The organism is Rhizobium sp. AN5 (assembly GCF_900215255.1).
In the GTDB taxonomy this organism is placed as follows: Bacteria; Pseudomonadota; Alphaproteobacteria; order Rhizobiales; family Rhizobiaceae; genus Agrobacterium; species Agrobacterium tumefaciens.
Genome location: NZ_OCMJ01000002.1, coordinates 116,653 through 130,535 on the forward strand (window position 1 = coordinate 116,653; position 13,883 = coordinate 130,535).

Annotated in this window: 10 protein-coding genes and 1 pseudogene; 5 read left to right on the plus strand and 6 right to left on the minus strand. The window is 57.3% G+C overall.

The features are described 5' to 3' along the window. Positions 1-48 precede the first annotated feature (48 nt). Positions 49-489 (plus strand): annotated as a pseudogene (locus tag CRP02_RS01425) (integrase core domain-containing protein); the annotation flags it as partial. 70 nt (positions 490-559) lie between these two features. On the opposite strand, the gene CRP02_RS01430 reads toward CRP02_RS01425, so the two are convergent. The 6 genes from CRP02_RS01430 to traA form a co-directional block, all read right to left on the minus strand. After that, positions 560-1,594, minus strand: a complete 1,035-nt coding sequence (locus CRP02_RS01430; protein ID WP_143539299.1) for a hypothetical protein — start codon at positions 1,592-1,594, stop codon at positions 560-562. A 23-nt stretch (positions 1,595-1,617) separates the two neighbouring features. After that, the gene (locus CRP02_RS01435) at positions 1,618-2,601 is read right to left on the minus strand and encodes a hypothetical protein (RefSeq protein ID WP_097169983.1); all 984 of its coding nucleotides are present in this window, start codon (positions 2,599-2,601) and stop codon (positions 1,618-1,620) included. 1,016 nt (positions 2,602-3,617) lie between these two features. Continuing rightward, on the minus strand, positions 3,618-3,773 hold the full coding sequence (locus CRP02_RS27775; RefSeq protein WP_323455298.1) for a hypothetical protein: 156 nt from the start codon (positions 3,771-3,773) through the stop codon (positions 3,618-3,620). Positions 3,774-3,922: 149 nt separating this feature from the next. Continuing rightward, the gene (locus CRP02_RS01450; RefSeq protein WP_003517384.1) at positions 3,923-4,201 is read right to left on the minus strand and encodes a helix-turn-helix transcriptional regulator; all 279 of its coding nucleotides are present in this window, start codon (positions 4,199-4,201) and stop codon (positions 3,923-3,925) included. A 17-nt stretch (positions 4,202-4,218) separates the two neighbouring features. Further along, complete coding sequence (locus CRP02_RS01455; protein WP_097169985.1) at positions 4,219-5,541, minus strand: type II toxin-antitoxin system HipA family toxin; 1,323 nt, start codon at positions 5,539-5,541, stop codon at positions 4,219-4,221. A 202-nt stretch (positions 5,542-5,743) separates the two neighbouring features. After that, a complete protein-coding gene (traA, locus tag CRP02_RS01460) occupies positions 5,744-10,372 on the minus strand; it encodes a Ti-type conjugative transfer relaxase TraA (protein ID WP_097169986.1) in 4,629 nt (1,542 codons plus the stop codon). Between the two features lie 223 nt (positions 10,373-10,595). On the opposite strand from traA, the gene CRP02_RS01465 reads away from it, so the two are divergent. The 4 genes from CRP02_RS01465 to CRP02_RS01480 all read left to right on the plus strand — a co-directional run bounded on the left by CRP02_RS01465 (position 10,596) and on the right by CRP02_RS01480 (position 13,853). Continuing rightward, positions 10,596-10,883 carry a TraC family protein gene (locus CRP02_RS01465; RefSeq protein WP_003517390.1) on the plus strand — a complete coding sequence of 96 codons (288 nt, stop codon included), beginning with the start codon at positions 10,596-10,598 and terminating at the stop codon, positions 10,881-10,883. Continuing rightward, entirely contained in the window at positions 10,873-11,106 is a 234-nt protein-coding gene (locus CRP02_RS01470; protein WP_003517392.1) for a conjugal transfer protein TraD, read from the plus strand. Before CRP02_RS01465 ends, CRP02_RS01470 begins: the two co-directional genes overlap by 11 nt. Continuing rightward, positions 11,103-13,022, plus strand: coding sequence for a Ti-type conjugative transfer system protein TraG (gene traG / locus CRP02_RS01475; protein WP_003517394.1), 1,920 nt, complete (start codon positions 11,103-11,105; stop codon positions 13,020-13,022). The genes CRP02_RS01470 and traG overlap by 4 nt, the downstream gene beginning before the upstream one ends. Before the next feature lie 519 nt (positions 13,023-13,541). Further along, positions 13,542-13,853 (plus strand): WGR domain-containing protein, encoded by a 312-nt coding sequence (locus CRP02_RS01480; RefSeq protein WP_097170259.1) that lies wholly within the window; start codon positions 13,542-13,544, stop codon positions 13,851-13,853. Positions 13,854-13,883 lie beyond the last annotated feature (30 nt).

A 13,883-nucleotide genomic window follows, 5' to 3' on the forward strand; every position in this document is an offset into this window, starting at 1 on the left:
CGAAGTCAGGCAGAAATTCCACTTATCCCCGCTGTCCAGATTTCCCGAGCCAGCTCTCTTGACCGGATCATCGAGGAACGCGGCAAACCCAGGATGATCGTCAGTGACAATGGCAGCGAATTCACCAGCAACGCGATCCTGCAATGGACGGATCGGACCAAGGTGGATTGGCACTACATCGCGCCTTGAAAACCCATCCAGAACGCTTTCATTGAAAGCTTCAATGGACGGCTGCGAGACGAATTCTTGAATGAAACTCTCTTCTCGTCACTGACCCATGCTCGATCAGCGCTTTCAAACTGGCGCAGCGACTACAACGATCATCGACCACACTCTGGACTTGGCTGGCTGACACCTGCCGAGTTCGCTCAGACAATCAACCCGCGACGTGATGCGGTGCGCAGCCGAAACGGCTCCGCACCGCAACCCGCCGCTACCGACGCAAATACGACAACCCAAAACCGCTGGAGCGAACTCAAAACTGGATAAAACTTGGGGGCAAGGTCAAATTTACTCGCTCAAAAACAGTTTGCCGTGTTTCGGATAATAAGTCCGAACCTCAAACATTGATATTCCGAATTCTCTCTATTTCACTTCCGATCCTCAAACGAACGCGCTCCGGGACATGATCAGCCTGTGACATAAACAACGCCCGGTCGAAGTAATCCTCTGATTCATTCGAACCATACCGTTTATGCGCGTCTGCCAGAGTCAAGCTGAGCGTGATACGAAGATAGTCCGTTTCGAGACGTCCATCGGCGTTTTTTTGCAAAATCGCCTCTGTGGCCTTAAGTCGCAAGATCGCAATGGACAGAGCTTTTTTATTGGATGGCATCCGGGCGAAAATGCAACTCGCCAACCCGGCCTGAGCTTGGACGCTTCCGATAAGCCGTGCCGAACATTCCTCGTAGAATTCTGTTGCGGTATCGTGGTCCAATCCGATCAATGCCGTCAGTTTGAAAATACAAAAATCAGTTTCATCCGAGACTGATGGCAGCTCACGTTCCATAATTTTGATGATTTCAAGCGCCTCGTTAAAGTCTCCGAAGGCAAGTCTGTCAAACACATCTCTGCCTAACTGGAGCTTGCGAACATCGCTGATCGCCACCCGTGACGCCCATCGGTCCCGCGCGGCGTCGACATTCCAACATCCGTCGAAGATGGATGGAAGATCCGCTTTTAGATCGTTCGGGTCTCCCATCCAGATAATCGAGTTCGAACTGTCGATCACAAAACCCGCGGGCAAGCTGCCTTGTCCACTCGCCTCCAGCCACGTCCTCGTGACTGATCCGCGGAATAACGCTGAATTCAGCGGGCCGGGTTGTTCAATGGCAAGCATCGCTTTTAACGGCCCTTGCTCGATAGCAAAAGCGCACGCGTTCGTATCCCGTACCATCACCGCGACGCCGTGACACGGCACGTTATGTCCAGCACCGATCTCAGCGAGTTCCTGAACGATTGGAAGGCATCCGCCGCAGTCAAGATTCCACAAAACTACGAAGCTCAATCGATCGAATTTTGTTGGAATGGCTGCGGGGCCACTTACTCTTAGCGGCGGAGCCTGATCCTTCGGCAGAAGACGGGTAGTTCGCACGGGTCGCTCCTGCAATTCAGAACTCAAAATAAGCAAACGTTTCCATATGGCCCACCACTGGGAACACAAAAGCAATCGGCGGTCATCCCGCAATTAATAGACCAGTGGCAGGGTTGACCTTGCGGGCACAATGCCATCGCTCTCGGCATGTCTTCGTCCTCCTGTTGAACATCAACATCGGAAGAATCATCTGAACGCGCCGCTACATTGTGAACCAGTGATTCCGAAGCGACCAAAATACCGGGTCCCTTCAAAGGTGACGCAATCATTTGCTCTCTAGGTGCTGCCATCTGATTTCCCGGCACGTGGGGCAATTGTTTCAGGTTGTTGACGCTATAGGAAATCACGCCGCCATCATTTTGCGTATCGATGAGCCACATTTTCTTGCCCAACTCGGTCGTCAAATTCAGGTCACGATAGTCATCAGTCAGGCCGTATTTTACCCTCAGCGCTGATATTTCGCCCGAAAAACCAATTGGGCCACCGATCTGGGTATAAGTTAGGATGTTGTTGCTTACGTTTAGGGTAATCCCTTCATCAAGACGGATCTCTCGTTTTCCGTCAGTTTCAAAACGATACGTCCGGATTGTCCCGTAGAAGTCCAGTGATCGTTGAACCGTGTACTCTCGGTGACCGGTCGAGTTCGGTTTGGAATATGAGAGCATGAGCCATGTCGTCCCCGGAAGTCCCTTTTCCCATTTTTTCCCTATCGTTCCGCAGGCGGCGTATTCTGAGCGCGTTCCATCTAGCACCGCTAGTCGCACCGTCGTCATATTATCCTGTGGGACTGATTTGATGAGAAATTGGTCATTCACGTCGAGGAAGGCGTATTCTTTTTGCTCGTCCAATGTCGAAAGGAACTCATTCTTCTGCCATTGGATGGGCTTGTCAGCAGTCGAGGAATTTAGGGAACTAGTCGTCTGCGCTACTGACGGGGTAGCCAAAGCCATCGATGTGGCTAAGGCAAAAGCGATGTGGATGAGCGACATAAACTTTACGCGAGCCATAGTATTCCTCCGTGTTGAGAGATTACAAACTCAAGCGAGACACTTAGAAATGGTATTTTGCGCGCAAAACGAATAAAATCACAGTTTTTGCAATTTGTGAATGCATATGTCCGGGGCCATTCACAGATCGGCTTTAAATACCTGAGTAAAAGGGAAGTTTTTTGAATGGGCTTTTTTCGCGGCGTCCGTCAGACGTCGTTTGGATGAATCCCACACCGCATTGCTGGCGAGTGATCAAACAAAAGACAGGAAAGAACCTCTGCTATTCACCCACCAAAGATACCATCTTGAGCTGTTCTTATTCATAAATTTTGCTATCTATAGTTTTAATTCTATATGATAATATGCCGGTGCTGCTGCCGGTGCGAGGGGCCGTTAGGACCCTCTTCTTTTTATGGAGAGCTGCAATCATGAACGTATCAACCGCCCCACCCTCACCTCGACACCCGCCGTCACCCTGCCCTGCCCGGTCATCATCCTCGGCCGTGACGACAACGGCAGGCCCCACGCATCATTCTTTCCCCCCACCGATATCCACCTTAACCGAGCTTGGCGCATTACTGTTCAAGGCCCTCAGGCCCCGTCTACGACGCCATTTGCCCAACCGTCAGGTGGTGTTGCCGGAACAGGCCAGCAAGTGCCTGCAAACCGCAATGTGATGCTTCAAAACCCGCCACCGAAGTCAGCCGCAGCCACCACCGCCTCAACATCAGCGTGGACCTTTGGACAACGCGAGGAGGATTTGGGCGATACGTGTTTTGTGGAAGTGAAACACGGCGACGTAACGGTCGGCTTTAACCAGGTATCTGGGTGAGAACGAAAAAGTTACGCTCAACCTTTTCGGTAAAGAGGCGCTCAACATTCGGCTTGAAGGCGTAGTGGTTCTTAATCTCATCAGGGCCTGGAAAGGCAATGATGACCGCCGGATTGCCCTGCCCAAGGTCCCACCGGTAATGGATGTTTCCGTTGCTCAAGATGACGAAGCGGGCATTCTGAGAGCGGGCATACTTGCGCGCCTACTCCTTGCCTATACGAGGATCTTCATCTTGCGATTTCGCTTCCAAGACGATCAGCGGCTTGCCGTCGTTACCCAGCAACAAAAAATCGATGAATCCCTTCGCGCTTTTCTCAAAGTCCGCGCCGAGACTTTCGATGTGCTCAGGCTTCAGCATGACGTTCGGCTCAAGAACGACATTCGCGGGACCGCTCTCTTGTCATCGAAGAAGCGCCAGCCAGCGGCCTCCAGCAGCCGATTGATTTTGATCCTCGCCGTCGCCTCCTTGCGTAGTACCAACGCCCATCCCCCGAGAAAATTCAGCCATCATTGCGCCTTCGGAATAAACCCCACAGTAAATCCGAACAATCGGCCAATCTTCCCTAGAGTTTCGAGCGTTGGGTTCGCCGTCCCGGCTTCGATCTCAGCAACTTGGCGCCTGGTGAGCGATAGCGTCTTGGCGAATTCGTCCTGCGTCAAACCAAGCCCTCTTCGGATTTCAACAACAGCCTCAGGTAACCTCAAGTCGCCAGTCCGAGCGCGTTCCGCCAGTGTTCGCCGGTTCTCAAGAATTTCCTCTTTCGTTGGCTTTCTCCATCGAGCCATTTAGCTGTCCTCCGGCATCACTGGCACGCCGCCAGAACGCTCTCCGCGATTTCAATGCAGCGTCCCATTGCAGGCTCTAGAATTTCCGGAGACCCACCCATATCTTTTGCCATAGCCGGTGTTTGCCGGAGGCATTCGGCAAACACGGAAAGCTCAGCTGCGAGCGCATTCTGCTCATCAGGATCAGGGATCAGTTCAGCGCAAATGCGTTTCCAATCGGGAAGGTGATCGCGGCCACCGTCCCGCATCATGGCCCAGCGGGTGGAACGAACGATCCCCTCTTTGGCAAGCCGCATTGGCGCGAAATCAAAGAGCGGAGACAGGCGGATCGTGCCGTCCTGGTGCTTACTCAGTGCAGAATTTCGGCCGTGATTATCGGGATTGCCGAGCGCCAAATTGGCGATGTCCCGCTTCAGGTATTCGACAATGTCCGCGAAGGGATCGGCAGAATATTGGCGCAAAACGTCGATGTAGGCCTCGTGCGAGCCGACATGACCGAAATCAGCAATGCCGATCGCGGATACCAGGCTTTCTTGGCCCAGCCTAACGGTTCCGCCACCGTGTTTTTTCTTCCGGTCGAACCGAGGAATGATCAGGACACTTTCGGCATAGGTCGAAGGTTCGTGCACATTCAGGCCGATCTCTTGAGCGATCCGCGAATAGAGGGCTTCGCCTTCGAGTATAAGGCGGTCCACGGGCTCGTTGCTGCGGACCAGCTTGACAATGACGTGGCGCACGGCCTCATCATCAGTCACGAAGCTGTCGGGATAATAGAGACCGTCATTCGCTTGGGTCATCGAGACCTTAGGCCATTCGCCTTGCAGGCCGCTTGAGCCAGAGGCGAGCATTCCGAAGCGATCGGCGACTTCCATGAAACGATCTGAGCGCTCAAGGATTTCCGCTTCTGTAACCCCTTGGCGCTCAACACCGCGCAGCCGTTCCGTCTCGGCCTCTGCCGCTTCTTTGATCCGGATATTGCCTATGCCGCCCGTCGCCGATCGCAGAAGCAGCGTGAGATCAGAAGCGCGCGAGCCTTCAGCAAGACTGAGATGTTCGGCAAGCTTTCGCCTTGCATGCCCCTGGGGCATGAGATCCAAGAGGAAGGGCGGCCAGCTGCGGCTATATCGATTTTCGAGATCAACGGGATATCGGACAGATAACGCGCGATGGTCGCGAACCGTTTTTCCACCCGCGAACTCCGCAGATGCAACTGTGACGAAATAGTCGAGATCGTAATCGACGATGGACGCGCCCTGGTAGCCGGCCGCGTCGTCCTTAAGTTCTAGCGTCGCGGCGTGGTGCCACTGCCCATAAAAATGAGTTTGGAGCGTTAGGCGCATTAATTGACCCTTTCAATGGTTCAATTAATGCATATTTTCAATTTATTCAACCCATCAAAGTGGGTTGAATAACTGCCCTTGGAACTGCCAGCTACTGAAGCGGTCATTAAAACTCCTGATCCGGCTGACCATCTTCCGGCCACGCAACGCATTGCCGTAAGCGAACAGCATGAGGGACAAGCTCAGCACAGGTGTTAGCCATTCATTGGTTAAAGAGGATAACGCCGCGGGCGCGGTCTAGTACACGCCGGTGGCGCTCTGCTACGATGTTCTGGCTTGCCTGCATGCGGACAACCTGCTGCAGCACCTTCAACTGTTCCCGCATTACCTCAAACGCACGGCGCTGAGCAGGCGGCACGCGATTGATAACATCCAGCTCTCCACGCAGGATAGCATTGCGGCCGAAGCGCTCGTCGAGGGCGCGGCTGACGGTTGCAAACTCCTTACTAATGGCGGGATCGAGCGAGCCGGCAGCGACGTCGAGCCTGCCGTTCTTTTTCTTCATCGCCACTGAGAGTTCTCTCAGTGCATCTTCGGCGGACGGCGACAGTCCCGGGATGGCAATGCTCATGCGCTGGCGCTCCTCATTGATCGCCTCCCTCTCTGTATCAAATGCGGCCGTAAATGAGGTGGCCAATAACCGCACACGGCTTGCCGCCTCCGGGACGGCACGGAAAGCCTCCCGCCGCTCCAGGCCGACAGCGAGCAATTTGTCCATGATACGGCCGGAGCCTCGCAACGCGCCGTAGGCAGCGGGATCATTGCTGATGGCCGCAGCGATCCGCTCACCGGCAAAGCCCTTCAGGATCAGATCTTCAATCTTTCCGACAGCACCTGCCGGATCGCGCCAGATACGCGCTGCCGCGTTCGCAAGGGCGGCGCGATTCTGACTGTAGTGAGGAACAGCTCGCGCCCTCTCCCGCGCCTCGTGGTCGATCGGGGTTTCAAACTCCATTACAGCTGCAAGCATTGGCAACACCGGCACCGTCTCTTTCCCAGGCACGACGCTGGCGCCGGTAACGATCCTGGAGCGATCCTTCCTTTCGGCAAGATGCTGTTCTTCGGCAAAGCGGCGTATGGTGGTAAAAAGACGATTGAGCTTTTCGCGCCGGTCGAGGTCAAGGTCGTCCGGCATGCGCTCGATCATGTTGCGCTGGGCAAGAGTGTCTGCCTTGTCGGTGAAGGCGGACCAGCCGAAGCGAGCGTTGAGAGCGTCGTTGACCCCCCTCACCTCTTGAACAAAAAGGCGATCCTCCGCCGCGTAAGCGAAGGCCGTCTTGTAGGCATCCTTGCCACCGCGCTCGCGTACGGCTTCGATTTCGGCAAGGCGCGCCATAGCCGGTTTGGAAAGCGCCGGGATCGACAACGACATATGCGCGCGCCGTTGCTCCTCTCGCATGCCGAAGCGTTCGACCTGGCGGCGGAACTCTGTGGCATGGGAACGCGCCAGCGGCAGCAATTCGGACAAGGCCGACACCGCCGCATCGCGCTCGGAGCGGGCCGCGCGGCCATCGACAAGAAGATTCGATCCACGCAGACGGCCGAGACGCTGCGGCGAGGCCTCAAGATCGTCGGCAAGCTCGCGGGGCGCAATCCGCGCGTCGGAGGCAAGCGCGTTCAGTCTTGCAAGCGCACCTTCGGGATCGCGATAGATCTTTTGCAAGACTGGGCGAAGAATGGCGTCGCGTTCCTTCCAGTGATCCGAGCGAAGCTGCGCGCGGCGGGCATCCTCGCCGACACTACGGGAAAACAATGTTTTCGGCGGGATGAGATATTGTCGATCCGTCGGAATTTCTGCCGTCCGGGTTTCGGCGCGTTCCTCACTATAGGAAACACGCTTCTCGCTATCGATCGCGAAGCCAAGCGCCACGCTCGCCCGCTCCCAAAGCTTCGCCACTTGCTCGCGCTTCTGCGCCAGCCACGCCAGCTGCCGCCCCGCCCCGTCCTCCATCCAGGCTGCGACCCCGGAGAGCGTATCGATACCGCGACGCTTGGCGAAATCCCGAGCGTGCGCCCGGTAGCCGGCCTCGCTCTCGAAATCGAGGGTCGTCGTCTTGGCGCCGGAGCGGCCAAGACGCTCCACCAGTTGCTTGAACAGTTCCGGCCGATGGCTCTCCTCCTCGAGGCGCTGCCGGCGACCCTCTGTCGTTTCAATCCGTTTGGCAGTCCAGACGTTTCGATGGACCGTCCGTTCCTCGAGCCTCTTCTTTCCCGTTTTTTCGTCGATGACGGGCACCATCACCGTCACCCGTTCGACACCGTCCTTGCGCAGCGTCACCGTGTCGCCTTCCGACACGCCGGCCTCCTCCAGGGCCTTCGGAAGGCTTACGCCCCAGAGCCGATGCACGCTTCCGTCGTCCGTTTTCACATCGGCGTAGGGGCTTTTATCGGCATCCTCGTCTTGCGGCCTGAACTTCGCATTGCCGGTTCCGACCAACTCGCCCGTGACGCCTGCGGCGTGATCAACCCGGGATATTTTGCCCCATCCCGGCTTCGGCTCAAAGTCCTCGCGAGCGGCATAAAGATCGGCCCGGTCGCGATGGCGTGTCATCGACACGTACGTCAGGTGCTGATCCATCAGCCCGGTTGCGAGCACGAATGTCCTGTCGACGGTCGCACCTTGGGACTTGTGAATGGTCGCAGCATAGCCGTGATCGACATTGCGATAGCTGTCTTCGCTGATGATGACATCCCGGCCATTATCGAGACGGACCGATAGTAGTGGGCCGCCGTGCGTGTCGCCGGTGGAGACGACCGTGCCGAGCATGCCGTTCTTGACATATTGAGGCCCAAGCCTTTGCGCGCGCGGCTCGAGGAACCGGGCGTTTTGGAGGAAGATGATCCGGTCGCCGACGGCGAACTCCCGCACGCCTCGCTCCGTGTAAAATTCACGAGAGACGGTCAGGGCGCCTTCATCTTTCATGACGATGCGTAGCGCTTCATTGAGCCGCCTCACGTCGTCATTGGTATGGGCGAGAACGAGCAGTTCGTCACCACGCAAGCGGGCCGGCTGTTCTTTATCGGCATGTTGCTGGATGAGGTCGCGGCGAGCGCGCGTCCAGTCTGCAACGATGCGCTCAACAGCTTCAGCCCGGCTCTCCGCCTCAACGATACGCCCCCGCTGCGCATAGGCATCCAGCCCCTCCTCGACCTTGCCGCGGGCGAAAAGACGGGAGGCCTCTCGCGCCCACTCTTCACGCTGGCGCCGCACACCGGCAAGTTCGGCAGAACCGATCCGTTCGGAAATCGCCCGAAAGGCTGCGCCGGCGTGGATCGGTTGAAGCTGCATTGCATCGCCGACCAGAACCACCTTGGCTCCGGCCTCCTCGGCGCGCTTGAGCACACGCGCCATCTGCTGCGACGAGACCATGCCAGCTTCATCGATGACAAAGATGTCCCGCCGGTCGAGGAGATCGCGTCCGTTCTCCCAGGCAAGTTCCCATGAGGCGAGCGTGCGCGATCTGATGCCGGAACTATCCTCAAGCCCTTCGGCCGCCTTGCCAGCAAGCGCCGCCCCGAAGACGCGGTAGTTGCCGCTCTCCCAGGCGATGCGCGCCGCGGCAAGCAGCGTCGATTTTCCCGCACCGGCATGCCCGACCACAGCGGCGATGCCAGTGTCGCCGACGACATGATGGACAGCCTCCACCTGTTCGCGATCAAGCGTGAACGGATTTTCCGGATTGCCGGTTTCTATGGTTCTGACAGCCGCCGCAATTTTCGCGTTGGCGACGCCGAAGCCCTTGCGCCGGGCCAGAACTTCCGCCGACTGCGCCATGTCGTATTCGGTGCGCAGGATATCGCGTGTGGTGAAGACCGCAGGTTCGGCCACCTTGCCGGTCTGCAGGTTCGCCTGTTGCGGCTTCAACAGTACGAGATCATTAGAGGCCATCAGCTTGGAGCGTATGTTGGCGAAATCAGCGGGATCGTCGACATAGCGGTGCAGTGCCTTGGCGATGTCCCGTTCATCGAAGGTGGAGCGCTCGTTGCCGAGTTGTTTCAGGAGTAGGTATGGATCGGCCAGCAGCCGGTCGGCCATCTCCTGCCGGCGCGCGAGATCGGCCGGCGCGAAATACATCGCGACACCCTTGCGGGCGAGCGCTGCCTTTTCCGGCCCGAGATGTTTCTGGGCAATCCCGTCGAGCCCCTGTTCGACATAGGAACGCCCGTCGAGGCGGATCTCATGGCCTGCAAGCGCCAGATGCCGATTTGCCGTATCCGCCCAGGCGATCTTCCAGCCCTTCATGGTTTCCTTGTCGCCGGCCCAGAGCCTGTAGACGATCTTGCCCTTCGGTCGGTCCGGGGTGACGACCCGCAACGGCTCGCCGTCGGCGCCAAGCACCGGCACTTTCTTCGGCCCGAAACCCTGTTCCGTCAGAGGTCGAAGCGCGGTCATCAGGTGGATGTGTGGATTGCCTTGCCTGTCATGATAAACCCAGTCGGCGATCATGCCCTTGGACGTCAGGTTGTCCCGGACGAACTCGCGCACAAGGGCGATGTTCTCTGATCGCGTCAACTCTTCCGGAAGCGCGATGATCAACTCGCGGGCAAGCTGCGCGTCGGCACGAGTTTCGAATGCGTCCACAGCATTCCAAAGCGCCTCGCTGGCCGCAACGACGCTCTTCCCATCGATGGCCGCGCGCAGCCAGGCCGGTACCTGGTCCGGCAGCGCCAACTCCTCGTGTTTCAGTTCGGCGCCGCCGCCACGGTAACTGAAGGAGGTTCCGGCCTGTTCGTCCATCATCCGCGCCCGATGACGATAGGCGGCGGCCGAAACGATACTGCGTCCCGCTCCCCTGCTGATCACCTGCGCTCTGACGAACATGATCGCCACTAACGTCTCCACTCCTTCCAGGCACGTCGCGTCAGCGACGTATATTGCGCCCTCAAATCAATCGGCCTGACAAGACCGATGCTGCGTTTCCAGAAGACGGCCCTGTTGGGATTTCCATTATCGACGTTTGGGGGGCTTGTGTACGGTAGCGTATTTGACTAACATTTTCTAGTCAGTTAAACGACGGGATAGAAATTTCCAAAGACGTTGAAAGGACTTGCCCATGGCCACCAAGCCTGCGCTCATGGATATTGATGCTCAAATCGAGAAGCTTCGCGAACGAAGAAAAACTTTAATAGTAAAATCAGCTGATCGTTTCGCGCGTGCGGCGACGAAGTCGGGATTGGCAGAGATGGAGATCGCTGACGAGGAGGTGGATCGCATCTTCGAAGAGATCGCAGCGCGATTTCGCAACGGCGAGAAGAAGCAGGCCGCTGGCTCACCTGCTTCGCCGCGTGGACAGGCAAATGGAGCGACTGGTTCGGAAACGGAGGCTCCACATGACAGCTGACCGAAAGAAGGGAGCGAGAGAAAAGTTCTTGCTCGGCGACATTGTCGTTCGCGCGGGCCTGTCGAACGCCGATCGGGCTTTCCTGCTTGGCGGGCTTCTCGAAATGAAGCGGGTCGTGCAGGGGACACCTGAACATCGGCGTCTGTGCGATATCGGAGAGCTGGCCTTCAGAGATGCGGCATCCAACGGCGGGTTAGAACGCTTTTTGAAGGTGGCGGAATGAAGGGAAAGGCCAAACAGCATCCGAGCCTGTTGCTTATCACCATTCCCATCGCCGTCACCGGATTTTCCTTTTACGTCGCCCACTGGCGTTGGCCTGAATTGGCGACCGGCATCACAGGCAAGACGCAATACTGGTTCCTTCGGGCGTCACCGGTGCCCGTCCTTTTGTTCGGGCCGCTGGCTGGATTGCTGGCGGTCTGGGCGCTGCCCCTCCATCGGCGAAGGCCCGTGGCGTTGGCAAGCTTTCTCTGCTTTCTCCTGATGGCCGGCTTTTACGGGATGCGCGAGTTCGGTCGGCTTCAGCCGCTCGTGGAGAGCGGTGTGCTGACCTGGGATCGGGCGCTCTCATTCGTCGACATGATTGCGGTCGTTGGCGCAGCGATGGGGTTCATGGCGGCCGCGGTCGCGGCGCGCATCTCGAGCGTCGTGCCCGAACAGGTGACGCGCGCCAGGCGCGGAACATTCGGAGATGCAGACTGGCTGCCAATGTCGGCGGCGGCACGGCTGTTTCCCGATGATGGCGAAATCGTTATCGGTGAGCGCTACAGGGTCGACAAGGAACTCATCCATGAGCTGCCGTTCGATCCGAACGATCCGGCCACCTGGGGACGCGGTGGCAAAGCCCCGCTGCTGACCTACGCCCAGGATTTCGATTCGACCCACATGCTTTTCTTCGCAGGCTCTGGTGGCTTCAAGACCACCAGCAACGTCGTGCCGACGGCGCTCAGATATACGGGTCCGCTCATTTGCCTGGATCCGTCCACCGAGGTGGCCCCGATGGTCGTTGACCACCGAAGAGATAAACTCGACCGAGAGGTTGTTGTGCTCGATCCGGCAAATCCGGTCATGGGATTTAACGTGCTCGACGGCATCGAGCACTCGCTAAAAAAGGAAGAGGACATTGTCGGCATCGCACACATGTTGCTCTCGGAAAGCTTGCGCTTCGAATCGTCGACTGGCTCTTACTTCCAATCGCAGGCGCACAATCTGCTGACTGGTCTTCTAGCGCATGTGATGCTGTCACCGGAATATGCAGGACGGCGAAATCTGCGCAGCCTGCGCCAGATCGTCTCCGAGCCGGAAACCTCCGTGCTCGCCATGCTACGCGACGTACAGGAACACTCCGCGTCCGCCTTCATCCGTGAAACGCTCGGCGTCTTTGTTAACATGACCGAGCAAACGTTTTCAGGCGTCTATTCGACGGCATCGAAGGATACGCAATGGCTGTCGCTCGATAATTACGCGGCACTGGTTTGCGGCAACACGTTCAAATCGAGCGAGATCGCTGGCGGAAAGAAAGACGTCTTTATCAACATCCCCGCATCGATCCTGCGGTCCTATCCCGGTATCGGTCGGGTGATCATCGGCTCGCTGATCAACGCGATGATCGAAGCGGATGGTGCGTTCACGAGGCGAGCGTTATTCATTTTGGACGAAGTCGATCTGCTTGGCTACATGCGCGCGCTTGAAGAGGCGCGCGATCGCGGTCGCAAGTATGGCGTCAGCATGATGCTGATGTACCAGTCTGTCGGGCAACTGGAACGACACTTCGGAAAAGACGGCGCGGTCTCATGGATCGACGGCTGCGCTTTCGCGAGTTACGCCGCGATCAAGGCACTGGATACCGCCCGCAACGTCTCAGCCCAATGTGGAGAAATGACCGTCGAAGTCAAAGGCAGTTCTCGCAATCTCGGCTGGGGTACGAAAAACAGTGCGTCGCGGAAATCCGAAAGCATCACTTTCCAGCGCCGCCCGCTGATCATGCCGCACGAAATCACACAATCGATGCGCAAGGACGAGCAGATCATTATCGTCCAGGGCCACAGTCCGATCCGCTGCGGACGGGCGATCTATTTCAGGCGGAAGGACATGGATATGCACGCTCGGCCCAACAGGTTTGCCAAGCTGGGGCCTTGACGGCTCAGGCGTTTTCTTGCGGACCGTATTCGGCTTCTATTGGCCATTTCGTTGCCTTCATCAGCGCCAGTGCCGCGTCGATCGCCTTCTAGCGCTTTGATCAGGTCGTTGTATCTCATTGAAGGATGAGCATGAACACCGCAGCATTGACGATGTGCCCGCTAAACCCGCCCTAAAGCCCCTCCAGTGTAGATGACAGATGCTCCTGTATCGTAGTCGTCGCGGTCGCCGCCTCCTCAATCGATGCCATTTGATCCTCCTTTTTCGAAAACATGCGATGCCTGAACATGGACCGACTGACGATTGGAAGCGAGGACAGCTCGCCATCTGATTTACCGGCTGTGCTCACCTTGACGATCGCGCCCGGGCGTATCGTTCAGGCCGGGAGCTTGATCCCGTCAGGATGATCGGACACTGCCGGAGCCGCAACAGGCATCCATCACAGAAATGAATCGGAAGCGATCTTTCGATTCATAAGTCTCGTTGGACCGGATCGTGAGCATCGCCGATCATGCGGGGATGGGAACACACCACTACCAGCTTTATTGCCACAGGATCGACGCCAACAGGAACATGGCCCGATATTACGCGCTTGCGATCCGGCCAACCCTTTTTGGGGAAATAGCCGTCGTGCGAAGCTGGGGACGGATCGGCAAGGCTGGCGGGGAGATGACCGAGGTGTTCGGCAATGAGAATGATGCGATATCGCGCTTTCTCGAACTGGTACTGCAGAAGCGCAAAAGGGGCTATAAACCGGCAAGAAACTGTGGAAACCCCTGCAGGAGCGCCACTCTAAGGACATCGACGCATGACAACGTAACGATCGCCTGAAAGGGTTTTCCCGTCTTTAACGAGGAAACC

Coding starts and splice junctions, on each gene's coding strand:
- CRP02_RS01450 (WP_003517384.1), bottom strand. CDS start 4,201: ATGGCTCGATGGAGAAAGCCAACGAAAGAGGAAATTCTTGAGAACCGG.
- traG (WP_003517394.1), top strand. CDS start 11,103: ATGAAGGGAAAGGCCAAACAGCATCCGAGCCTGTTGCTTATCACCATT.
- CRP02_RS01480 (WP_097170259.1), top strand. CDS start 13,542: ATGGGAACACACCACTACCAGCTTTATTGCCACAGGATCGACGCCAAC.
- CRP02_RS27775 (WP_323455298.1), bottom strand. CDS start 3,773: ATGCTGAAGCCTGAGCACATCGAAAGTCTCGGCGCGGACTTTGAGAAA.
- CRP02_RS01435 (WP_097169983.1), bottom strand. CDS start 2,601: ATGGCTCGCGTAAAGTTTATGTCGCTCATCCACATCGCTTTTGCCTTA.
- CRP02_RS01465 (WP_003517390.1), top strand. CDS start 10,596: ATGGCCACCAAGCCTGCGCTCATGGATATTGATGCTCAAATCGAGAAG.
- CRP02_RS01455 (WP_097169985.1), bottom strand. CDS start 5,541: ATGCGCCTAACGCTCCAAACTCATTTTTATGGGCAGTGGCACCACGCC.
- CRP02_RS01470 (WP_003517392.1), top strand. CDS start 10,873: ATGACAGCTGACCGAAAGAAGGGAGCGAGAGAAAAGTTCTTGCTCGGC.